This is a genomic window from Bacteroides sp. CAG:633 (assembly GCF_000435115.1).
GTDB lineage: Bacteria > Bacteroidota > Bacteroidia > Bacteroidales > Bacteroidaceae > Bacteroides > Bacteroides ndongoniae.
The window spans coordinates 36,715-37,476 of the sequence record NZ_FR883079.1; the positions used below are offsets into that span (position 1 = coordinate 36,715).

The 762-nt window shown below is 55.8% G+C and carries 1 protein-coding gene; it reads left to right on the forward strand.

The annotated features are described in order from the left end of the window. Positions 1 to 269: 269 nt before the first annotated feature. On the forward strand, positions 270 to 762 hold a 493-nt coding region (locus QVP67_RS08860; RefSeq protein WP_288180058.1), incomplete at its 3' end, for a D-alanyl-D-alanine carboxypeptidase.

The following is a 762-nucleotide window of genomic DNA, read 5'->3' on the forward strand; positions in this document are numbered from 1 at the left end:
CGAGCCGTACTTGTGTTCTAAACGAGCCGTGCAAGTGTTTCTCACAACCCCTTTTTCCCCTGTATAAAACCCCGGCCGTTTGCTCCCGAAACCCCGGGCATTTTCCCGTAAAACCCGGCGGGTTTTCTATGGAAACTCCGGGCGTTTTCTCCCGAAACTCCAGCCTTTTTTCCTCAAAACTCTGGCCTGTGCCGCAAAAAAGCCCTGCTTCCGCTTGCGTATTCGTCGGCTTTTTGCTTCATTTGCTTCACTGAATATCACAGATGACTATGAAGCGGATTATCCTGCAGGCGTGTTGCCTGCTTTTGTTTTCTTGGCTGTTCGCGCACCGTGCCTCTGCACAGCAGGCCGACAGTGTGGCGACGCTTGCCTCGCGTATCGATACCTTGTTGAAGTATGAGTTGCCAGCCGGTGCCCATGCCGGCCTTTGCATTTACGACCTTACTGCCGGACGTATGCTCTACGAATATCAGGCCGACAAGCTGTCGCGCCCGGCTTCGACCATGAAGGTGATGACGGCCATTACGGCCCTGTCGCAGCAGGGCATCGACGAACCTTTCCGCACCGAACTGTGGACCCGTGGGCGCATTGTGGGCGATACGCTGAAGGGCGATCTGTACGTCGTAGGCGGTTTCGACCCCGAACTGGACGAAACCGACCTGAAGGAGCTGATTGGCGGACTGACAAAGCGGGGCATCCGTGTGCTGGACGGACGCATTGTGGGCGATGTGTCGATGAAAGATTCGCTCTATTGGGGAACAG